The sequence below is a fragment of the Pseudomonas sp. UBA5666 genome (genome assembly GCF_002420785.1).
GTDB lineage: Bacteria > Pseudomonadota > Gammaproteobacteria > Pseudomonadales > Pseudomonadaceae > Aquipseudomonas > Aquipseudomonas fulva.
The window spans coordinates 37907-59504 of record NZ_DIIQ01000053.1 but is presented as its reverse complement, the minus strand read 5'-3'; the positions used below and the strand labels follow the sequence as shown (position 1 = coordinate 59504).

General features: G+C 63.5%; 19 protein-coding genes. 6 read left to right on the top strand and 13 right to left on the bottom strand.

The genetic code is table 11. The annotated features are described in order from the left end of the window. Positions 1-17 precede the first annotated feature (17 nt). From B2Y33_RS22750 to B2Y33_RS22705, 10 genes are all read right to left on the bottom strand, one after another. Entirely contained in the window at positions 18-1148 is a 1131-nt protein-coding gene (locus B2Y33_RS22750) for a lactonase family protein (RefSeq protein WP_206406034.1), read from the bottom strand. Then, positions 1114-1401 (bottom strand): DUF5629 family protein, encoded by a 288-nt coding sequence (locus tag B2Y33_RS22745; protein ID WP_206406033.1) that lies wholly within the window; start codon positions 1399-1401, stop codon positions 1114-1116. The genes B2Y33_RS22750 and B2Y33_RS22745 overlap by 35 nt, the downstream gene beginning before the upstream one ends. A 76-nt stretch (positions 1402-1477) precedes the next feature. Further along, positions 1478-3853: an efflux RND transporter permease subunit gene (locus tag B2Y33_RS22740; protein ID WP_027916515.1), complete on the bottom strand. Its 2376-nt coding sequence runs from the start codon at positions 3851-3853 to the stop codon at positions 1478-1480. 20 nt (positions 3854-3873) lie between these two features. Further along, positions 3874-4899: a WD40/YVTN/BNR-like repeat-containing protein gene (locus B2Y33_RS22735; RefSeq protein ID WP_027916514.1), complete on the bottom strand. Its 1026-nt coding sequence runs from the start codon at positions 4897-4899 to the stop codon at positions 3874-3876. 235 nt (positions 4900-5134) lie between these two features. Continuing rightward, positions 5135-7792 (bottom strand): aminopeptidase N, encoded by a 2658-nt coding sequence (gene pepN, locus B2Y33_RS22730; protein WP_059183187.1) that lies wholly within the window; start codon positions 7790-7792, stop codon positions 5135-5137. A gap of 13 nt (positions 7793-7805) precedes the next feature. Further along, positions 7806-8636, bottom strand: coding sequence for a DUF2797 domain-containing protein (locus B2Y33_RS22725; protein ID WP_027916512.1), 831 nt, complete (start codon positions 8634-8636; stop codon positions 7806-7808). Next, entirely contained in the window at positions 8633-8893 is a 261-nt protein-coding gene (locus tag B2Y33_RS22720; RefSeq protein WP_023533690.1) for a YeaC family protein, read from the bottom strand. Before B2Y33_RS22720 ends, B2Y33_RS22725 begins: the two co-directional genes overlap by 4 nt. 13 nt (positions 8894-8906) lie before the next feature. After that, entirely contained in the window at positions 8907-9794 is an 888-nt protein-coding gene (locus tag B2Y33_RS22715; protein ID WP_206406032.1) for a rhomboid family intramembrane serine protease, read from the bottom strand. Then, a complete protein-coding gene (locus B2Y33_RS22710) occupies positions 9791-10762 on the bottom strand; it encodes a metallophosphoesterase (protein WP_027916510.1) in 972 nt (323 codons plus the stop codon). The genes B2Y33_RS22715 and B2Y33_RS22710 overlap by 4 nt, the downstream gene beginning before the upstream one ends. After that, positions 10762-11652, bottom strand: a complete 891-nt coding sequence (locus B2Y33_RS22705; RefSeq protein ID WP_027916509.1) for an NAD(+) kinase — start codon at positions 11650-11652, stop codon at positions 10762-10764. Before B2Y33_RS22705 ends, B2Y33_RS22710 begins: the two co-directional genes overlap by 1 nt. A gap of 87 nt (positions 11653-11739) precedes the next feature. Here B2Y33_RS22705 and B2Y33_RS22700 point away from each other — a divergent pair, with 87 nt between their 5' ends. Both B2Y33_RS22700 and B2Y33_RS22695 read left to right on the top strand, forming a co-directional pair. Next, a complete protein-coding gene (locus B2Y33_RS22700; protein WP_236165962.1) occupies positions 11740-12672 on the top strand; it encodes a DUF1853 family protein in 933 nt (310 codons plus the stop codon). A gap of 128 nt (positions 12673-12800) precedes the next feature. Next, positions 12801-13346 carry a cytochrome b gene (locus B2Y33_RS22695; RefSeq protein WP_027916507.1) on the top strand — a complete coding sequence of 182 codons (546 nt, stop codon included), beginning with the start codon at positions 12801-12803 and terminating at the stop codon, positions 13344-13346. Here the strand turns inward: B2Y33_RS22695 and B2Y33_RS22690 are convergent. Together B2Y33_RS22690 and B2Y33_RS22685 are read right to left on the bottom strand one after the other, a co-directional pair. After that, entirely contained in the window at positions 13337-14227 is an 891-nt protein-coding gene (locus B2Y33_RS22690; RefSeq protein ID WP_206406031.1) for a 1-aminocyclopropane-1-carboxylate deaminase/D-cysteine desulfhydrase, read from the bottom strand. The genes B2Y33_RS22695 and B2Y33_RS22690 overlap by 10 nt on opposite strands. A gap of 42 nt (positions 14228-14269) precedes the next feature. After that, the gene (locus B2Y33_RS22685) at positions 14270-16306 is read right to left on the bottom strand and encodes an NADPH-dependent 2,4-dienoyl-CoA reductase (RefSeq protein WP_196110528.1); all 2037 of its coding nucleotides are present in this window, start codon (positions 16304-16306) and stop codon (positions 14270-14272) included. Between the two features lie 186 nt (positions 16307-16492). On the opposite strand from B2Y33_RS22685, the gene B2Y33_RS22680 reads away from it, so the two are divergent. From B2Y33_RS22680 to B2Y33_RS22665, 4 genes are all read left to right on the top strand, one after another. Further along, positions 16493-17611: a nitrilase-related carbon-nitrogen hydrolase gene (locus B2Y33_RS22680; protein WP_196110723.1), complete on the top strand. Its 1119-nt coding sequence runs from the start codon at positions 16493-16495 to the stop codon at positions 17609-17611. 4 nt (positions 17612-17615) lie between these two features. Beyond that, positions 17616-18656, top strand: coding sequence for an AraC family transcriptional regulator (locus tag B2Y33_RS22675; RefSeq protein WP_206406030.1), 1041 nt, complete (start codon positions 17616-17618; stop codon positions 18654-18656). Between the two features lie 440 nt (positions 18657-19096). Continuing rightward, positions 19097-19789 carry a 3-oxoacid CoA-transferase subunit A gene (locus B2Y33_RS22670; protein ID WP_028688139.1) on the top strand — a complete coding sequence of 231 codons (693 nt, stop codon included), beginning with the start codon at positions 19097-19099 and terminating at the stop codon, positions 19787-19789. A gap of 9 nt (positions 19790-19798) precedes the next feature. Continuing rightward, positions 19799-20458: a 3-oxoacid CoA-transferase subunit B gene (locus tag B2Y33_RS22665; protein WP_049696338.1), complete on the top strand. Its 660-nt coding sequence runs from the start codon at positions 19799-19801 to the stop codon at positions 20456-20458. A gap of 49 nt (positions 20459-20507) precedes the next feature. On the opposite strand, the gene B2Y33_RS22660 is transcribed toward B2Y33_RS22665, so the two are convergent. After that, on the bottom strand, positions 20508-21389 hold the full coding sequence (locus B2Y33_RS22660; protein WP_206406029.1) for a DUF2242 domain-containing protein: 882 nt from the start codon (positions 21387-21389) through the stop codon (positions 20508-20510). Between the last annotated feature and the right edge of the window lie 209 nt (positions 21390-21598).

Here is a 21598-nt window from a genome sequence, read left to right as displayed (position 1 = left end):
GCCTTACCGCTTGAACGTCATCGTATGAACTTCAGGTCCGACGGTGCCGGCTGATCGAAAGTCTGTACCGTTTCCCCCAGCTTGCCCGTGAGCGGATCGCGGCGCATGACCTTGATCTGGTTGCTCTTCTGATTGGCAACCAGCAGGAACTTGTCAGTGGGGTCCAGCGCGAATTCACGGGGGTGGTCACCTTCGACCGAGCGACGCTGCACCAACGCCAACCGTCCATCCTGCTTGCCCACGCTGAACACGACGATCTCATTGGCCGTGCCGCGGTTGCTGACGTACAGAAAGCGACCGTCCGCCGACAGGTGCAGGCCCGCGCCTGCCTTGGCAGCCGCCTCCTGGCGTTCGGTCAATGGCAGACGCTGGCGTTCGATCAGGTTGCCCTCCTGGACATCGAACACCACCACTTCGGCATGCATTTCCAAGGTCAGGTAGGCATGTTTGCCGCTGGCGTCGAACAGCAAATGCCGTGGCCCACTGCCCGCAGGCAACGACACCGAGGCAGGCTGGGACGGGGTCAGTGGCTTTTTCGTGCTCGCCCCGTCGTAGCGGTAGACGCACACCTTGTCTGCACCCAGGTCGCTGGCATAGACATGCTGGCCGTCTGGAGACGGCACCACAGAATGGACATGGGCGCTGGCCTGCCGCTCGGGGTTGACCCCACTGGCTTGATGACGCACCTGCTGGACCACCGACTGCAAGGCGCCTTGCCTGTCGACTGGCAACACCGAAAGGCCGCCGCCTGGGTCGGGGTCGACCGCGTAGTTGGCCACGAACAGATAACGCTGGTCCTGGCTGAGGCTGGCGTGGGTCGGCTCGTCGCCCTGGCTGGGCTTTTGATCGAGCAGGCGTACACTCCCATCGCTGGCAATGTTGAATGCGCTGACGTGACCGTCTGCGGTTTCATTGACGGCAAACAGCAGGCGCTTGTCTTCGGAAAGCACCAGCCACGAGGGACTGACGCTCTCTACCACCTGCAGCGGTTCGGGGCGGATTGTGCCGGCTTCGCTGTCGAAGGCGTAGCGGTAGATGCCTTGGCTGGCACCGTCTGTGTAGGTGCCAACCAGCAGAGTGGCAGCCTGGGCAGTGTAGGTCAGGGTCATGCAGCTAGCGGTCAGCAGAGTCTTCCAGGTCCGGTTCATGGTCTTCTTCCGGTGCGCGAAATGCATCCAGACAGATCAGTCGGTGCTCACTTTCGGCAGTGCAGATGCGCCAGTCGTTCACTTCTTTACTGGCCGCATCGACCTGCGCGGCGGTGAATACCCAACGCCGCAGTTGGCGGCCGTCCATGCATTCGATGGCAAGGCCCTGCTCGTCGCAGGTGAAATCGAACGCGTGAAGGCCGTCTATCAGAAGCATGTCGCTGTGTTGCAAGGCGCTGGCAAGTGGTGACATGGGGGTACCTGTACGGGACATTGCATGTGGAAAAGCCCTGCATTATACCCCCATGGCCGCGCAACGCCCGGTCGTTTCAATGGGCGAAAATCGAGCCCCCCGCCTTGCCTGCCATCTTCTCGGGCTTGATCAGGAACCGCGCCAGCGCCGGCAGTAGCCACAGCGCACCGAACATGTTCCACAACAGCATGAAGGTCAGCATCAGGCCCATGTCCGCCTGGAACTTGATCGCCGAGAAGATCCAGGTACATACCCCGATGGCCAGGCACAGGCCGGTGAACAGCACCGCCTTGCCGGTGGAGCGCAGCGTCTGGTAATAGGCTTCTTGCAGCGGCAACCCGGCGCGCAGGAAGCTCTCCAGACGGCTGTAGATGTAGATGCCGTAGTCCACGCCAATGCCTACCCCCAGCGCAACCACCGGCAGCGTCGCCACCTTGACGCCGATGCCCATGTACGCCATCAGCGCGTTGCCCAGCACGGAGGTCAACACCAAGGGCAGCACGATGCACAGGGTCGCGGCGAAGGAACGGAAGGTGATCAGGCACATGACCGCCACGCACAGGTACACCAGGATCAGGATGGTCAATTCGGCCGACTTGATCACCTCGTTGGTGGCCGCTTCGATACCGGCGTTGCCGGCAGCCAGCAGGAACTGCAAGCCTTCTCTGTCGTGGCTGTCGGCAAACGCCTTGGCAGCGGCCGTCACCCGCTCGAGGGTCTCGGCCTTGTGGTCATTGAGAAACACCAGCACCGGGGCCAGCGAGCAATCGCCGTTGTACAGGCCATCGGCCCGTGCGATGGAGTTGTTCAGGACATCGGGGTTGCGCGAGAGGGTTTCCCACTTGAGGCTACCCTCGTTCATGCCCTTGATCACCTGTTTGGACACGCTGACCAGGGAAATGGCCGACTGCACACCCGGCGTGTTTTCCATGGTCCACATCAGCTCGTCGATCGGCGCCAGGGTCGAATGCACCGAACACTGCTCGGCGGCCGTCTTGACCATGATCACCAGCACATCGGAACTGGTGGAATAGTTGCTGATGATGAAGTTGTTGTCCTGGTTGTAGCGCGAGTCGGGCCGCAGCTCCGGTGCGCCCTGGTCGAGGTCGCCGATCTTCAGGTTCTGGCTGTACCACAGCCCCCCGGCGAAGGCGACCAGGGCCAGGGCGATGGAAACCGGCGCCACCCTGGGGCTGGCAAAGCGCGACAGCATCCGCCAGAACGGGTGCTCGCGGGTGGCGTCGCGCTTGCTGCGCTCGATGGCCTTCTTGCTGATACCCACATAGGAAATGGCCACCGGCAGCAGGATCAGGTTGGTGAAGACGATCACCGCGACGCCGATGGATGCACCGATGGCCAGTTCGCGGATCACGCCGATGTCGATGATCAACAGGGTGATGAAGCCCACGGCATCGGCGAGAATGGCGATCATGCCTGGCAGGAACAGTTGCCGGAACGTGCGCCTGGCCGCCGTCAGGGCGTTGTCTGCATCGCTCGATTGCAGGGCAATGCCGTTGATTTTCTGCACACCGTGGGAAATGCCGATGGCAAAGATCAGGAACGGCACCAGCATCGAATACGGATCCAGGCCGAAGCCGACCGCATGCATCAGCCCCAGTTGCCACACCACCGCCACCAATGTGGTAATGAGCACCGCGATGGTGCTGCGGATGCACCAGGTGAACCAGTACAGCAGCACCCAGGTGATCAGCAGGGCGATGCCGAAGAACATCACCACCATGACCAGCCCGTCGATGAGGTCACCGACCTTCTTCGCGAACCCGACGATATGCACCTTCACATTGGGGTTCTGAGCCTGGAACTTGTCGCGAATCTTTTCTTCGAGCAAGTGGGAGAACTGCTGGTAGTCGAGCTTGACCACCCGCCCTGGGTCCTGTGGGTCGGGGTAACTTTCCAGCAGTGGCACGTCGATGATGCTGGATTTGAAGTTGTTGCCCACCAGCCGCCCTATCTGCCCGGACCGCAGCACGTTGTCGCGCAGGGTATCGAGGCTGGCCTGCGAGCCGTCGTAGGTGTTGGGAATCACCTCGCCACCGGAGAACCCCTCCTCGGTGACTTCGCTCCAGCGCACGCTCGGGCTCCACAGCGACTTGAGCCCAGCCCGGTCGACGCCTGGGATGTAGAACACCTCGTCGTGGATCTGGCGCAGGGTCTCCATGTAGTTTTTGTCGAAGATGTCGCCATTGACCGCCTCGACCGAGATGCGCACGGTGTTGCCCAGGTTGGCCAAGTCGTTGCGGTGCTCCATCATCTGTTCGATGAACGGATGCTGCAACGGGATCATTTTCTCGAAGCTGGTGGAGGGGCGAATTTGCGTGGCCTGCCAGAACAGGAAGAGGCTGACCAACACACAGAGGATGATGACCGCCGGCCGATTGTTGAAGATCAGGCGTTCGAGCAGTGTGGCTTTGTCCTGATGATGCGGCTGCATGGGAATGTGCTCCTGGCTGCTCATGGCTGTGCCTCACTGCCGGCGGCATCGAGCCCCTTGGCATTGGCGATGTGGGCGCCGCCCTGCCCTACCAGCAGTAGCTCGCCGTTGGGCAGGCCGCTGACGCCGGACAGGGCGATGCGGTCCGGGCGGTTGTGGACGCTGAAGGTCTGGCCGGCATCGGTGCTGCGCAACACGCTGCCGCCGTTGCCGACCACCACGACGGTGCCGTCATCGAGCAAGGTGGCACCGGCCAGGCCGAATTCGAGCTCGCCTCGCGCAGCCTGCAAGGGGATAGATTGCCAGGTGTCGCCGAAGTCGGTGGAGCGCAGCAGGTTGCCGCGCAAGCCGAACGCCAGCAGGGTACGCGCCTGGGCAGTGCCGATCACGCCGAACAGCGACCCCTGGTAAGGCCCTTCCACTTTCTGCCAGTGCTGCCCGTTGTCCTCGGAGCGGTACATGCTGCCCTGCTCCCCGACGATGAACAAACCAGCGTCACGCACCTGGGTGATGGCATTGAGGTGCAACTGGTCGGGGTTGTCGAGGCGCTCGGCCACGTCCTGCCAATGCTGGCCCCCGTCCGTGGTTTCGAGCAAGGCGCCGTAGGCGCCGACGGCCAGGCCGTGCTGGGCATCGAGGAACACAATGTCGAGCAAGGGCGCTTCGCGCGACACGTCTTCGAACTGCTTGCTCCAGGTCGCCCCGCCGTCGCCGGTGGCGAGGATCTGCGCATCGTGGCCCACGGCCCAACCGCGCTTGTCATCAAGGAAAAAGACAGCCGTCAGCAACTGGCGGGTTGGCACGCGGGCCTGAGTCCAGGTGCTGCCCTGGTCATCGGAGAACAGGATATGGCCACGGTCGCCGACCACGACCACGCGCGTGCCCGCATGGGCAGCGTCGATCAACAGCCTTTGACTGGCTTTGGCCGATTCGGTGGAGTATTCATCGGCTGACGCAGCCTGCGCGCCTTGCCATCCACTCAGTGCAAGGGTGAGCACTGCTGCGGCCGCCATCGGCCATCCAGCGCGCCTGCTCCAATTCCTCATGACTGCCCCCGATTGTATTTTTGTTGGGTGGGTCAATACCTTGCAGAAACGCACAAATGCCTGCAATAGAGGCCTGCAAGGGCGTGCGGTGATCGTAACGGGAGGATTTGGAGGAGCACAACGGGCGGGGTGTTATGTTTTGTTATCAGCGCAAGGCGCGTGGTTCATGCGCAGAAGATGCAGCGTAACAACGTTGGCAGTCGAAATCGGGGGGCCATCAGGCGCCCCCCAGGCGTCATGCCAGGCTTTTACTCACGACTTCGTACACGTCACTGGAGAGTTCACCAGCGGCCAGAATCCGCTCCAGCTCACCCTTCATCAGGGCCTGCCGGGCGGCGTCATACTTGCGCCAGCGGGTCAGCGGCGCCAATTGCCGGGAGGCGATCTGCGGGTTGAGCGCATTGAGCTCGATCACCAGATCCGCCAGGAAGCGGTAGCCGGAGCCATCGGCAGCATGGAAGTTGACCAGGTTCTGGCCGGCAAAGGCGCCGACCACCGCGCGCACCTTGTTCGGGTTCTTCAGGGTGAAGGCCGGGTGTTGCATCAACGCCTTCACCCGTGCCAAGCCACCTGGCAAGGTACTGGCCGCCTGCACGCTGAACCACTGGTCCATGACCAGGGGGTTGTCCTTGAAGTGTTCAGCAAAGCTTTCCAGGGCCTTGGCGCGCTCGGCCTCGAAGGGCGAGTTGACCAGCACCGCCAGGGCCGTGAGGCGCTCGGTCATGTTGTCGCACTGCTCGAACTGCTCCAGGGTCGCTTCCAGCACCTGCGGTTTGGCGCTGAGCATCAGGTACGACAGGGCGATGTTCTGCAGGCTGCGGCGAGCAAAGTGCTCGGCAGAGGCAACGTACGCGGTGTTACGCGAGACCGCGCGGTTGGCCTGGTAACGCGTCCAGAGCGGCTCGAACAAGTGCTCGGCAATTTGCCGGCGAGCGAACTCGCGGGCTGCGTGGATGGCGTCCACATCGGCCACCTGGCTGATCTCGGTCAGGTAGCCCTCCCCTGGCAGCGAGAGCATTTCGGCCACCATGGCAGCATCGAGCGAGGTGTCGCCCAGCACCGTATCCAACGCCTTGAGCAGACGCGGGTCCAGTTGCAGCGCCTGACCAAGCTGGTGCTGGCCGATCAGCTCCTGCAACACCTGAACGGCCAGTTGCTGACCGGCTTCCCAACGGTTGAAGCCGTCGCTGTCGTGCTGCATCAGGAACATCAACTGGTCGCGGTCGTATGGGAAGCTCAGCTTGACCGGGGCACTGAAACCGCGCAGCAGCGACGGCAGCGGCCGCGCTTCAATACCCTGGAAGACGAAGGTCTGCTCGGCCTCGGTCACCGACAGCACCCGGGTGCTGCCCACTGCCGAGGACTCGCCCGCCAATTGCAGCGGCAGGTCGTTGCCCTGGGCATCGAGCAGGCCCAATTCGACCGGAATCACGAAGGGCAGCTTCTCGGCCTTGTCTGGGGTGGGTGGGCAGCTCTGGCGGAACGTCAGGCTATAGGTGCGCGCCGCTTCATCGTAGGCATCGCTCACCTCCAGGCGCGGCGTACCGGCCTGGCTGTACCAGCGCTTGAACTGAGTCAGGTCGACGCCGTTGGCATCTTCCATCGCCTTGATGAAGTCGTCGGTGGTCACCGCTTGCCCATCGTGACGCTCGAAGTACAGGTCGCTGCCCTGGCGGAAGCCCTCGGCCCCCAGCAGCGTGCGCACCATGCGTACCACTTCCGAGCCTTTTTCGTACACGGTCAGGGTGTAGAAGTTGGAAATCTCGATGAAGCTGTCCGGGCGCACCGGGTGGGCCATGGGGCCCGCATCCTCGGCGAACTGATGGGTGCGCAGGTAGGCAACGTCCTCGATGCGCTTGACGGTGCGTGAATTCATGTCGGCGCTGAACTCGGCATCGCGGAACACCGTGAAGCCCTCCTTGAGCGACAGTTGGAACCAGTCGCGGCAGGTGACGCGGTTGCCCGACCAGTTGTGGAAGTACTCATGGGCCACCACCGCTTCGACCCGCTGATGCGCGGCATCGGTGGCCGTTTCGGCGCGCGCCAGCACGCAGCTGGAGTTGAAGATGTTAAGGCCTTTGTTTTCCATGGCCCCCATGTTGAAGTCGTTGACCGCGACGATCATGAAGATGTCCAGGTCGTACTCGCGGCCATACACCTCTTCGTCCCAACGCATGGACTTCTTCAGGCTGACCATGGCGTGGTCGCACTTGTCGATGTTCTCCGGCTCGACATAGATGCGCAGGGTCACATCACGGCCCGACTGGCGGGTGAAGGTGTCTTCCACGCACCACAGGTCGCCTGCGACCAGGGCGAACAGGTACGCCGGCTTCATGAACGGGTCTTCCCAGGTCGCCCAGTGACGGCCATCCTCGGCAGGGCCGCTGCCTACCGGGTTGCCGTTGGAGAGCAGCACCGGGTAGCGATGCTGTTCGGCGATCACCGTGGTGGTGAAGATGCTCATGACATCGGGGCGATCGAGGTAGTAGGTGATCTTGCGGAAACCCTCGGCTTCGCACTGGGTGCAGAACATCTTGCCGGACTTGTACAGCCCCTCGAGCGCTGTGTTGGTTTCTGGATGGATCTTGACGGTGGTGTCGAGGGTGAATTGCGCTGCCCGTGGCTGGACGGTCAGGCTGCCTGCGTCGATCTGGTAGTCGCCGGCCTGCAAGGGTTCATCGTCGAGGGCGGCGCGCACCAGTTCGAGTTGCTGGCCGTCGAGCACCAGCGCAGGCAGGCCGCCCCCATGCACCGGGTTGCGGCGCATGATCAGTTGCGCGTGGACCAGGGTGTGGTCTTCGAACAGCTCGAAGGTCAGGTGCGTTTCGTCGATCAGGTACTCAGGCGCCTTGTAGTCCTTGAGATGGATCACTTGCGGTTGTTCGGTACGCATCTGCAGGTCCCTTTTACTGGAGCACGGCCAACTGGTAGGCCGTGTACTTGCGAATATTGATCACACCGGTGTCGAAGATCAGGTACTGGCCCTTGATGCCCAGCAGCGTGCCCTCCACGATCGGGGTCTTGTCCAGGTTGAAGCTGACCACCTTGGTGGGGTAAGCCTGGACCGGGTACGTCATGTGCACGACCTCGGCGTCGGTCAGGGGCTGAATCGCCTGCAGGCCGAAGCGCGCCTGCAACTGGCCAAGCCCTTCGGCACACGCCTCCAGCACCTGATCGCGCAAGGCCGGCAGATCAAGCAGCGCGGCGTCACCCTTGAGCAGGGCGCGCCAATTGGTGCGGTCCGGCACCTGACTGCGCAGCAGGTCTTCAACCAGCCCGGACTGCTGCCGGGTGGCCACCCTGAGGATAGGCAAGGCCTGGCTGGCACCCTGGTCGAGCCAGCGGGTGGGCAACTGGGTGGCGCGGGTGATACCGACCTTGATACCGGAGGAGTTGGCCAGGTAGACCACGTGGTCGGTCATGCAGAACTGCTCGCCCCAGGACGGATCGCGGCAGGTGCCTGCGTCGTAGTGGCAGCGCTCCGGGGCCATGATGCACATGTCGCACTGGGCCAGCTTGGTCATGCAGGGGTAGCAGTAACCCTGGCTGTAGCTGCTCTTGGTGCGCTTGCCGCAGTGGCTGCAGTGGATGGCGCCCAGGTAGTGCAGGCGCAGCGGCTTGCCGATCAGCGGGTTGACTGGCACCAGGGTATCGCCTAGGCGAAAGCTGTATTGCACCACGGGGGCCGCCAGGCTGACGGCCATTTTGCTCAACGAGCCACGAGCGAGTTCGATCAATGTACCGAGTCCGACTTGAACAGGATGTTGGGAACGGGGGCGGACTTGGACGCACATTCCTGCGGGCCCATGTAACCGGTGCGCTGGTCCTCGGGCAGGTTTTTCATCTCCCAGGCGATGACCGCTTGCAGGGACAGCTCTTTCTGCTCGGCAGTCAGCTTGCGGCCGTCCGACCATTTGCCGATTTCCACGGCCAGTTTCAGGCTCTCGTAGATTTCCGGGGTGATGTTTTCGATCATTTGCGCGAAAGTGGACATGTTGTCTCCTGATTCAAGCCGACAGTTTACGCCGGGCGAGCGCCCCACCCAAGAGCCCGGTCAGGCATCCGATGAGCAACCCGCCGACGTGCGCGGCGTTGGCGATCTGGCCCAGGCCCAGGGTGCCGACGACGCCGGTCAGGCACACCACCAGCCAGAGGAGCATCATCACCAGCACGCCCTTGGGCAGGTTGAAGTGCGGGTTTGGCGCCCGCCATTGATACAGCCAGATGTGCCCGAGCAGGCCATAAAGCACGCCTGAAAGCCCACCGAACAGGCCAGGCCCTGTGGTGTAGTGTTGGGCCAGGTTCGATACCAGGCTGAACAGCAGGGTGAGCCCCAGCAACGTCCACGGGCCCTGGCGCAGTTCGATGCGCTTGCCCAGCTCCCAGAACCACAGGCTGTTCATGGCCAGGTGCAGCGCGCCGAAATGCAGCAGCATGGGCGAGACCAGCCGCCACCATTGCCGGTGCGCCAGGCCCTCGGCCAGGGGCGCGAAGTACAGGTAATCGCCCTGCACGTGAAAATCGAGAAACGTGAACCAGCTGATGGTGGTGAAGTTGTCGCCCAAGCCCGTGAGCCCAGCGACCATGAAGGTCAGCAGCAGCGTCAGGGCAGTGACCTTGCAAGCCTTTGCCTGGGCCAGCAGCGACGGCTGTGGCACCTCTTGCACCTGCTGGTCGGGCAACGCGGGGTCAGGCTCGGCCTGCAGGTCGGCGTTGCCATCGGGGTAGCGCTGGTAGAGGTGCAACACCTCGTCGGCCAGGGTTTCAGGCGCCCAGAGTACCTGGTCCTCGCCCTCCTCGCTGACCCGGTGCGGTACCTGCAAGCGTTGCAGCATCTGCACGAAACCGCTGAGGTCCACCGTCAGCGGCAGGCGCATCACTTGGATAATGTTCATTGGCTAGCCTGTGGTCGGTCGACATCCACCCAGACGAACTTGCGGGGGTCGATACGGGTTTCATCGTCCAGCCTGTAGGCGACCAGCTTGCCGTACAACACGGCGCTGTAGTCCAGGCAGGCCAGGTTGCTGCGAATCGGGGCGGGCCGGCCGCTGCGCCAGTAATGGCCAACGAACAGCATGGGCTCGTCCTCGGCGTAGCGCAGCAACGCGCTCTTCTGGCTGTGGCTCAGCGGTGTGTTGGCCACCTCCGCTGGCAGCGCATCAGGCTGGAAGACGATGTCGCCGTAGGTCTGCGGGTCGTCTTCCCAGAACTTGGTGCGGAAGAAGGCGCGGGTCAGGCCATCGCCACCGGTCAGGGTGAGGCCATCGGGCAAGCGCATGTCGGTGCCGCGCAGCAGGCGGTTGCAGACGTTGGCGGCAAAGCTGCCGCTCACCGCCGACGCCTGGACGAAGTGGCGGTCGACGCGCCCGTCGGGGTACTGGCGACGCAGAGGCTCGATCAGGCGTGCATCCCAGCAGGCGTGTACGAGGCGAAAGCGACCGGCATCGATGAACAGGGGTAGCGTCTGGAACCAGTCGAGAAACGCCTGCCAGTCCGCAGGGTGATGGGCGAACTGGGTGAGGGTTTCGTCGATGAGCCTGGCGTGGCGAGGGGTGTGTTCGCGCACGAAGGCCTTGCCACTGCCCGGCAGTGCCGGCGTCACCCACCCTAGGGCGCTGTATTCGTGATTGCCCATGATGCAGTGCGCCTGCCCGGCGGCGACCATGTCGTGAACGATGTGCAGGGCTTCGCGGATACGCGGGCCGCGGTCCACGATATCGCCCAAAAACAGCGCCTGGCGCCGAGGGTGGCGCCAGACGCCGGCAATGCGCTGGTAACCGAGGGCGTCGAGCAAACGCTCGAGGGTCAAGGCACAGCCGTGAACGTCACCGATGATGTCGAAACTGCGCGCCGGATCCAGCATCAGTCGTCCCTGCCCCCCAGGCGGCTGCCCCAGCCAAGCTTCGTGCGGCAGACTTCGTAGTAGTTGTGGTCCAGCGGGTGGATCAGGCGCAGCTTCTGGGGCTTCTTGCTCACCGTGATGGTGTCACCGGGTGCACAGGTGAAGTGGTTCTGACCGTCACACGACACCTGCGGGTAGATCTGCAGGTCCTTGGCCACCACGATCTTCAGCTCGCTGTTGCCATCGACGACGATCGGCCGCCCTGACAAGGTGTGCGGGTACATGGGCACGATGACGATTGCATCGAGCTTGGGGTGCATGATCGGGCCACCTGCGGACAATGCGTAGGCGGTGGAGCCGGTCGGGGTGGCGACGATCAGGCCGTCGGCCTTCTGGCTGCAGACGAACTGGCCGTCGATGTAGATCTCGAATTCGATCATGCGGGTGGACTTGCCGGGGTGCAGGACCACGTCGTTGAGCGCATCGCCCTGGCCGATCGCCTCCTGATGACGGCGCACTTCGGCTTGCAGCAGGAAACGGTTCTCGACCAGGTAGTGACCCTCGAGCACCTCGGAGACTTTCTCTTCCAGTTCATCCGGACGGATGTCAGTGAGAAAGCCCAGGTTGCCCCGATTGATGCCCAGTACCGGGATATTGTGACGCGCCAGGGCACGCGCAGCGCCCAGCAGGCTGCCGTCGCCGCCGACCACGATGACCAGGTCACAGACCTCGCCCAGCAGCTTGCGGGTGGAAGTCTGCAGCCCGTGGCCGGGCAGGACTTCACCGATGGTGTCTTCGAGGATCACATGCAAGTGGCGCTCGAGGAGGAATTTTTTCAGTCGGCGGATGGTGTCCAGCACCTGCGAGCTGCCGAGACGACCGATGATACCGATATTGCGAAATTGCTCCATGGGGCTCCTGCAAGGCTCTGCGACGGGTGACGATGCAGCGATTATGGGCGAACCACGAAGCAGCGGCAAACCGGCTATGCTCGCAGGATGATGCCATTTCCTTCGCTCGTGCACCTGCCCCGGCTGTTCCAGCGCCCCGCGGTGCGTGACCTTGCCTGGACCCTGCTCTCGCCGCCGCTGCTGGAGAACGCAGGCTGCCCCCAGCGCCACCCGCTGGCAGGCAGCCTCTGGGTGGAGCGGCCGCAGGCGTTACAGGCCTGGCTGCACGGGCTGGACGCCGATGACACGCCCTTGCAGCACTGGCTCAAGGGCCTTGGCAGCCGCCGCCTCGGGCTGTATTACGAACGCCTGTGGCAGTTTGCCTTGCAACAGGCGCCCGGCGTCGAACTGTTGGCGGCCAACCTGGCTATCCGCGAAGACGGCCGGACCTTGGGCGAGCTGGATGTGGTGCTGCGTGATCGCGATGGGGTGCATCACCTGGAACTGGCCATCAAGCTGTACCTGGGCCCTGAGCGCTTCGGTACCGACCCTGGGGGCTGGCTGGGGCCTGGCTGCCACGATCGCCTGCAAGCCAAGCTGGAACACACCCGCCGCCACCAGTTGCCCATGTCAGCCAGCACCCAGGGCCGTACCGCCCTCGAGCGGCTCGACCTGCCTACGGTGCAGGCCAGCATGTGGATGGGGGGCTACCTGTTCTACCCGACGCTGGCCGCAAGCCAGGCGCCGCAGGGCGTCCACCCCCAGCACTTGCGTGGCCGGTGGTTGCATCGCAAGGACTGGATCAGCGCACCAGACGGGCATTGGCAACCGCTGGCGCGCAGCGCCTGGCTGGCCCCCGCACGGTGTGCGGCCTGCGAGGTCTGGAGCGCTGCTCAGTTCGCCGCGTGGCTGCACCTGCTGGCGCCCGATGCGCCTGCGCAGTTGCTGGTCAACGTGCAACGGCAGCAGGACGGCAGCTGGCAAGAGGTAGAGCGGGTGTTCCTGGTTGCCGATCAGTGGCCAGGCGCGCTGGCTCTCTGACCGCAGATCCTCCCATAGGCGGCAACATATTTTTCACCGACCTGGAGCAATGATGCAGCCCGGGTAACCCGTAAACTGGACCTGAGCGCCACCAAGAGCGCTACCCCACCGACCGATGAGGATCAACCATGGTTTCGAGCACCCCAGCGCCCCATTACGCGCGCGTGTCCATTGTCCTGCACTGGCTGATGCTGGTGCTGCTGGCCGCCGTTTATGCCTGTATCGAGTTTCGCGGGATCTTCCCGCGCGACAGCGCAGAGCGCAACCTGATGAAAGACCTGCATTTCATGTTGGGCCTGAGCGTGTTCGTGCTGGTATGGCTGCGCCTGGCCATGCGCGTACTCCATCGCGCGCCTCCCATCTCACCCAAACCCCCTGCTTGGCAAACCGGCCTGGCCCATCTGGTTCACCTGCTGCTGTACCTGCTGATGATCGGCATGCCGCTGGCCGGCTGGCTGATCCTCAGCGCCGCCGACAAACCGATACCGTTCTATGGCCTTGAGCTGCCGCACCTGATCGGCCCTGACGTAGACCTGGCCAAGTTCATCAAGGGCTGGCATGAGCGTGTGGGTACCTGGGGCTACTGGCTGATCGGCCTGCATGCGCTGGCCGGCCTTTATCATCACTATGTCAAACGCGACAATACGTTGCTGCGCATGCTGCCTTACAAGTAACCCCGACGGCCCTGTAAACCGCCGGTATGGACGAACACCAAGCGAGTGCCGGGCGCGAACAATCCGGCTTCGACCTGAGCATTGAGCGCGAGCAATGCCTTGCCGGTATAGAGCGCCTCGAAAGGGATCCCGGCCTGCTGCTCGCAGTCGGCAATGAAGGCCAGCAGTTGTTCGTCGAACTTGCCGAAGCCGCCCCGGCTGGCACTGTGCAGGCGGTAACCCTGGGTGCCGGCAAGTGCCGCCACGGTCTCGGCCACGCCATAGTGGTCGGGTACGGCCAACGCCCCATGCACGGCATGGGCCCCTGACTCGGCCAGCACCAGGCCTGCAAGCGTGGTGCCGGTGCCCGCGGCCAGCCACCAGGCGTCATAGTCCGGCCAGCCCAGTGTCGCAAGCTGCGCGTGCAAGTGGGTCACGATCGACGCGCACCCCTGGGCGCCGGCCTGCCCGCCTCCGCCTTCGGGGATGCAGTGCCAGCCGGGATAGCGCGCGTGCCAGGGCGTCCAGAACCCCACCTCGTTACGTTGTCGGTAGCCCTCGTAACCCAGCCAGTGCAGTTGCATGCCCATTGCCTGCAAGTCCTGCACGGTGGGTGTTTGGCGCGGGTGCCCCCGCAGCAGGCCGGCCGTGGCCAGGCCCAACCGCTTGCCGGCAGCGGCCAGAGCATGAAGGTGGTTGGAATGGTTGCCGCCCAGGCTCACCAGGCCAGGGGCCTTGGCATCGAGCGCCTGCTCAAGGTGATGGCGCAGCTTGAACCACTTGTTGCCGCTGATCAGAGGGTCGATCAGGTCAAGGCGCAGGATGGCGGTCTCGACCTGCCCCCTCGCCAGCCAGGGCAATGTCAGGCGTTGCAGAGGGGCCAGGGGGAGTTCGACAGGCATGGGCGCCAGTCTATCAGCACAGCCACTGGTATGGACCGTGAATCAAAGCTGCGCCGCCAACCTCGATCCCTGATCGATCGCCCGCTTGGCATCGAGCTCTGCCGCCACGTCAGCACCGCCGATCAAGTGTACCGACTGCCGCGCAGCCACCAGACCGTCCTGCAATTCGCGCAGCGGGTCCTGGCCTGCGCAGATCACCACGTTGTCCACCGCCAGCACCTGCGGCTCGCCGCCGCCAATGCGCACATGCAGGCCCGCGTCATCAATGGCCAGGTACTCGACGCCATTGAGCATCTTCACCTGCTTGTTCTTCAACCCGGTGCGGTGGATCCAGCCAGTGGTCTTGCCCAAGCCATCCCCTACCTTGGAGGTCTTGCGCTGCATCAAGTACACCTGCCGGGCGGGTGCGTGGGGGTGTGGCGTGATACCCGCCACACCACCGCGCGCTTGGAGGTGGGTATCGATACCCCACTCCTTCCAGAATGCTTCGCGGTCCAGGCTGGTGGATACGCCCTGATGCACCAGGTATTCGGATACATCGAAACCGATGCCCCCTGCGCCGATCACAGCCACTGTCTTGCCCACAGGCTTACGCTCGAGCAGCACATCCAGGTAGCTGAGCACCTTGGGGTGCCCAATCCCCGGGATCGCCGGCGCGCGGGGCAGAATGCCAGTCGCGAGGATGATTTCGTCATAGCCGCCGGCCACCAGCGCTGGCACGTCGACGCGCGTGTTCAAGCGTACGTCAACGCCCGTGGTGCGTAGCTTGTTGCGAAAATACCGCAGGGTCTCGTTGAATTCCTCCTTGCCTGGCACGCGCTTGGCAACATTGAACTGGCCGCCAATTTCGCTGGCCGATTCGAACAAGGTCACCACATGGCCACGTTCAGCGGCCACTGTTGCAGCGGCAAGGCCTGCTGGGCCGGCACCCACGACGGCAATGCGCTTGGCCATGCGCACGGGCAGGTAGTTGAGTTCGGTTTCATGGCAGGCCCGTGGGTTTACCAGGCAGCTGGTCAGCTTGCCGCCGAACGTATGGTCCAGGCACGCTTGGTTGCAGCCGATGCAGGTATTGATTTCATCAGCACGCCCGGCGGCAGCCTTGTTGACGAAGGCAGGATCGGCCAGAAACGGCCGGGCCATGGACACCATGTCCGCATCCCCTTCGGCCAGCACCGCCTCGGCCACTTCTGGGGTATTGATACGGTTGGTGGTGATCAAAGGAATACCCACTACTCCACGCAACTTGGCGGTGACCTTGCTGAAGGCTGCCCGCGGCACCTTGGTGGCGATGGTGGGAATGCGCGCCTCGTGCCAGCCAATACCCGTGTTGATCAACGTGGCCCCCGCCCGCTCGATGGCCTTGGCCAGGGTCTCGATCTCGTCCCAGGAGCTGCCGCCCTCGACCAGGTCGAGCATCGAAAGGCGGAAGATGATGATGAAATTCGGGCCCACCGCGCCGCGCACCCGGCTGACGATTTCCACGGCCAGGCGCATGCGATTTTCGTAGCTGCCACCCCAACGGTCGGTGCGGTGGTTGGTGTGGGCGGCGAGGAACTGGTTGATGAAATAGCCTTCCGAGCCCATGACCTCGACGCCGTCGTAACCTGCCTTTTGCGCAAGCAGCGCGCAGTGGGCGAAGTCGGCAATCTGTTTTTCGATTCCCGCCTCGTCCAGTTCCCGGGGCTTGAACGGGTTGATCGGCGCTTGAATGGCGCTTGGCGCCACTTGACGCGGGCTGTAGGCATAGCGCCCGGCATGCAGGATCTGCAGGCAAATCTTGCCACCGGCGGCGTGCACTGCTTCGGTGACGATGCGGTGCTGCTCGGCTTCGACATCGGTGCTGAGTTTGGCGGCGCCTGCGTACACACCGCCCTCGTCATTGGGTGCAATGCCGCCTGTGACCATCAGCCCTACGCCGCCCTGCGCCCGTTCGGCAAAATAGGCAGCCATGCGCTCGAACCCGCCAGGACGTTCCTCAAGACCCGTGTGCATGGAGCCCATCAGGGTACGGTTACGCAACGTGGTGAAGCCCAGGTCCAGCGGGGCCAGCAGGTGCGGGTAAGGGGTGTCTGTCATGGTTCGGATTCCCAAGGTGATCACGGTAAACGGGCATCTGGCCTAAAAGCGGCCTTGTCGTTATATGAAGCAGACAGTAAACAGCCGTTTGAACCGGCTCAATGACCGGAACTGACAAGTTATTGATCATCACGAACAGCGCGTCTACCCTAGGGCTCCCTCATGCCCATTGCCTTCTACTGTTTCATGAAAAAACTCCTGACAACTGCCCTGCTGCTGGTGGTGATCGCCGCCTTGTGTGGTTATGCCTTCTGGACCCAACAGCGCCCGCAGGGGCACTACCTGTCCGACCTGCGCATCGAGCTGGCAGTCAACCACGGGCAACCCGGTGAACAAGGCAACCTGCTGGGCGTCGAGCCGCTGCTGTACCCAGGGGACTACCAGGACCTGCAACGTCTGCACCGCAAGCTTGCCGCCTACCTCGAGCAGGCGCGCACGCTGGGCCTGATCACGCCTCGCACCGTGGTGGTATTGCCTGAGCACATCGGTACCTGGCTGTGGGCACGCGGCGAGAAGAACGCGTTGTACCAGGTGACCCACCAGCGTGAGGCCCTGCAATGGTTCGAACTGAGCAATCCGCTTCGCTATGGCTGGGCCATGCTCGCGGCCGAGGGCGATGACCGACGGGCCGATGCTCATCTGCGCATGAAGGCCGATCAGATGGCCGCCGATTACCAGCAGGTGTTCGGCGGCTTGGCCAAGGAATTCGGCGTAACCCTGGTAGCCGGCTCGATCGTGCTGCCGCAACCCTACGTCAGCGAGGGTGCATTGCACCCCGGGCGCGGCCCGTTGTTCAACAGCAGCGTGGTGTTCGCCGGCGACGGCACCATCCTGGGCCAACCCCAGCCCCAGCACTATCCGGACAGCGAGAACAGGCGGTTCATACACCCGGGTGTGGACCAGCCTCTGCAGGTGCTGCAGACGCCTGCGGGGCGGCTTGGCGTATTGGTGGGAAGCGACAGCTGGTATCCGGAGAATCACCACCAGTTGCTGGCCCAGTCGGTCGAACTGGTGGCCATCCCTGCCTTCCTGAGCGGCAGGCACAGCTGGCTGGAGCCCTGGCGGGGAAATCGCCATCAGCCTGTCAGCGCGCGTTTGGCCGTCAAGCGTGGCGAAGTCAGCGAGCAGGACGCCTGGCACCGGCTGACCGCGCCTATCGGTCACCAGGTGAGCAGTGTGAGCGTCTTCATGCGCGGCCAGTTCTGGGAGCACGGCGCCGATGGCCAGGGTTTCGTCTGGCAAGCCGGCGACCTGTTGGCTGGGCCACCCAGCCCAGGTGCCCGCTTGCTGAACATATGGCTCTAGCACCATGAGCCGCCCGCAGGTAAGGCTGGGCGACCTGTCGGTAGGCTTTGTGCAACCCTTGGCGGAGGCGATTCGACGGCTGGGTCACGACCCTGCACCCTTGCTCGAACGCTATGGCCTGGACGCGGCGCGGCTGGCCCAGGCCAATGCGCGCCTGTCGATACCGCGCTACATGCACCTGGGCCACGCCGCCATCGCATTGTGCGCCGAGCCTGCACTGGGTTTGAAGATTGGCCAGTTGAGCCGGCTGGCTCATACCGGGCTGGCCGGGGTCACGGCAGGGCAAGCGCCGACCCTGGGCGAGGCGGCGCGCACCCTGCTACGCTTCGAGCCGCTGTACGCGTCCAACTATCGAGGCCATTGCACTTACTGCGAAGATGGCGAAGGCGCTTGGCTGCGTTTTTACTCCATCAGCCCCTACAACGCCTACAACCGCTTTGTGGTCGACTCGCTGCTCGTCGGCTGGCTGGCCCAGCTGGGCGACCTGGTCGGTACGCCAGTGGTGGCCGAGCGGATGGACATCGAGTTCGCAGCCCCAAGCTACGCCGCCCTCTATCAGCCCCTGTGCAGCGCGCCGGTCCGCTTTGCCGCCGAGTGCAACCAGTTGCGCCTGAGCCGCGCCACGCTGCAATTGCCAAACCCCAGGCATTGCCCCAGCACCTGGCACCAACTGCTGGCCCTGAGCGAGGCGCACATGGATCAGCTGACCCGCGTGCGCAGCCTAGGCGAGCGTATAACCCACTTGCTAGGGCCGCTGCTAAACGGTGGACGTGAACCAGAGCTCGACGAAATTGCCCTGCAGCTCCAACTTCCGCCCTGGACGCTGCGTCGCAGGCTGGCAGAAGAAGGCACGCGTTTTCGTGACCTGTTGAACGGCACACGACGCGACTTGGCCGAGACCTATATCCGCGACACCCAGTTGAGCTTCGGCGAAATCGCCTACCTGCTGGGGTTCGCTTCGGCAGAGGCTTTCCAGCGCGCGTTCAAGCGCTGGACTGGGCTCACGCCTGGCGGTTACCGCCGCACGCAGCGACGCGGGGACTAAAGTTCGGTAGCGTCTTCGGCCGGTTCAGGCGTGTCCATCTCGTGGGCCTGAAATTCCAGCAGCTCTTCCTGGTAGTCGTCCATCTTCCTGCGTCCTTATCCGAATACGGTTTGCTGAGTTCATCGGCACCCTAGCGCGATGACGTGACAGGAGGGTGACGTGACGATGCTTTTCGCGCAGCGCGCCCTCGCGTGTCAGGATCATGGACCTGCGGACCGGCTCGTTCGTTTAATCCAATTCGCCCCTCACACAGGCCGACGCGACGCGCGCGCGCAACAACGGTTCGGTAATCGCCCAGATATTGCCTCGGCGCCTGCGCCCATGGCCCGGCTTGCGGCAAGCTAGCTTCATGTTCATTCCCCATCAAACGCCAGTCAGTGCTCGGAGCATGGTGCACTGCACAGGTGGCGTTTTTTACAAGCATCGACGGGAGCTACGCCTTGATCGACAAGACCCACGCAACCATTGCCAGCGCCGTGGCGGGCATCACCGATGGCTCGACCCTGCTGATCGGCGGTTTCGGTACGGCCGGCATGCCCTCTGAACTCATCGACGGGTTGATCGCCACCGGTGCACGCGACCTGACCATCATCAGCAACAATGCTGGCAACGGCGACACTGGCCTTGCTGCATTGCTCAAGGCCGAACGTGTGCGCAAGATCATCTGTTCGTTCCCGCGCCAATCGGACTCGTACGTTTTCGACGCCCTGTATCGGGCTGGCAAGATCGAGCTGGAGGTCGTACCGCAAGGAAACCTGGCCGAGCGCATTCGCGCGGCAGGCTCTGGCATCGGCGCCTTCTTTTCACCCACCGGCTATGGCACCTTGCTCGCCGAAGGCAAAGAAACCCGGGAAATCGACGGCCGCCAGTACGTACTGGAGATGCCGTTGCACGCCGATTTCGCCTTGATCAAGGCCCATAAGGGTGATCGCTGGGGCAACCTGATCTACCGCAAGGCCGCCCGCAACTTCGGGCCGATCATGGCCATGGCTGCCAAGACCGCCATCGTCCAGGTCGACCAGATCGTCGCGCTGGGTGAGCTGGACCCGGAGCATATCGTCACGCCGGGCATCTTCGTGCAACGCGTGGTAGCGGCCCCCGCCGCCGCCCATCAGACCACCCACCCATTCTGAGGCCTGGCCATGACCATCAACCAACGACTCTCGCGTACCGCCATGGCCCAGCGTGTTGCAGCCGACATTGAGGAAGGTGCCTACGTCAACCTGGGCATCGGCGCCCCCACACTGGTCGCCAACTACCTGGGCGACAAGGAAGTGTTCCTGCACAGTGAAAATGGAGTGCTGGGCATGGGACCCAGCCCTGCGCCAGGCGAGGAAGACGACGACTTGATCAATGCTGGCAAGCAGCACGTGACCCTGCTGACCGGTGGTGCCTATTTCCACCACGCCGATTCATTTTCGATGATGCGCGGTGGGCATCTGGACATCGCTGTGCTCGGTGCTTTTCAGGTTTCGGTGAACGGCGACCTGGCTAACTGGCACACCGGCGCCGAGGGGTCGATCCCCGCGGTGGGCGGCGCGATGGACCTGGCCACCGGCGCCCGGCAAGTCTTCGTGATGATGGACCACCTGACCAAAACCGGCGAAAGCAAATTGGTGAGCGAATGCACCTACCCTCTGACGGGCATCGGGTGCGTGAGCCGCATCTACACGGACCTCGCGGTACTGGACGTAACGCCGGCAGGGCTCGAAGTGGTCGAGATTTGCGCGGCCATCACCTTCCAAACGCTGCAGGCGCTCAGTGGCGTACCGCTGATCGACCGGTCCGTCAAACCTCGCTAGCGCCTGGCCGATTTGACGCCCGAAGCGTGGCGGCGCCGGCTTTGCGGCCTCATGGGGTAGAGGGCGGGCCCTGTGTAGCCGTTTGATCCTGCGGGGCTGGCACGGCCGGCTGCACCTCGATGGGCGCCGCATCGGCCGGGGGCGCAACGGGCTGCGAGCTCAATTCATCCCCACTGTCAGGTGCCTGGAGAGCCTGCTGGCTAGGCGCGACGGCCGCGGGCGATGCACCGTCCTTGGGCGCAGTGTCTGACTCAGCCGGTGCAGGTGCAGGTGCAGCCTCGACCGGGACTGGCGCTGGGTTTGCCGCCGCCTGCTCCGGCAAGCCCAGTTCCACCGCAGGCTTCTCAGCCTTGGGCGCGGGTTGTTCAGCTTTGGGCTGGCTCAAGGATTGGGCCTTGGGCTTGGTCTTGGGCAGGTAACTTTCCACCAACGCGAAGTAGCGGTCGTAAAACTGCGCGGCGGTGACTGTCTCACTGGCCACTTTCACCATGGAGTCATCGCTCGAGCCAATCGGCATCGACACCGACCCAAGCACCCCTACTCCCAGGCTTGCCGATGTATTGGACTTCTTCAGGGCATAGCGGTCCTGCAGGGCGTTGGCGAACATGGTCGAGTGCTGCTCGTCGCTCGCATCGGGCGCACACGTGACATTGAAGCTGATCTGCAGGTGGTTATCGCTGTTTTGCTGGAAACTCTTGTTGCCGACCACCTGGTTAGGGCCGCTGCTGGTGATGATATAGCCCTGGCTGAGCAGCGCACGGCGTGCGGCTTCGCAGGAGTTGGCATCACCTACGGGAAAGCTGCGCGAGAACGTGCCTGAGTCGTCGAAGTTCTCATGCTCGTACACCGCAGGTTTCTTGGACGCACAACCGCTCGACACGGCCAACAGGGCGGCCAGCACGAGCGCACCAGAAACGGAAGATCTTGTCATCGAGGGTTCCGGGTATTTCAAGAAGGTGCCTATTGTGCAACACAGCAGCCAGGTACAGGAACCGCTGGTCGGTGAAGTACCCGCAAGGTTTCATGCAGGCGGCGAGGTCAATACGGCAAACGCCAAAAACGCAAAAAGCGACCCGAAGGTCGCTTTCGCGTAGCGCCAAGGTGTTCAAAGGCCCTTGGTGCGAAGATGGCGCAGCGGAC